The organism is Nocardia cerradoensis NBRC 101014, assembly GCF_000308535.1.
GTDB classification, from domain to species: Bacteria; Actinomycetota; Actinomycetes; order Mycobacteriales; family Mycobacteriaceae; genus Nocardia; species Nocardia cerradoensis.
In genome coordinates this window covers 1-264 of sequence record NZ_BAFW01000268.1, presented here as the reverse complement: position 1 = coordinate 264, position 264 = coordinate 1, and the positions used below count along the sequence as shown (strand labels likewise).

The 264-nt window shown below is 66.3% G+C and carries 1 protein-coding gene; it reads left to right on the top strand.

Annotated elements, in window-relative coordinates; genetic code table 11:
• Window positions 1-21: 21 nt before the first annotated feature.
• Window positions 22-264, top strand: a 243-nt coding sequence (locus ON23_RS27915; RefSeq protein WP_245556153.1) for a HAMP domain-containing protein, incomplete at its 3' end; no start/stop codon positions are given.

Here is a 264-nt window from a genome sequence, read left to right as displayed (position 1 = left end):
GGCGCGATCTTCGGAATCTGGTTGTCACACCGTTTGCTGGAGCCGTTGCGCCAGGTCACGGGCACCGCGGCGAAGATCGCCTCCGGTGAGCTCGGCACCCGGTTGCCCGATACCGACGATCCCGATCTGGCCCCGACCGTGGACGCGTTCAACACCATGGTCGACTCGCTGCAGAACCGCATCGATCGCGAACGCCGGCTGGTGGGTGATGTGAGTCACGAACTGCGCACGCCGCTGACCACCCTCACCACCAGCGTCGGGGTG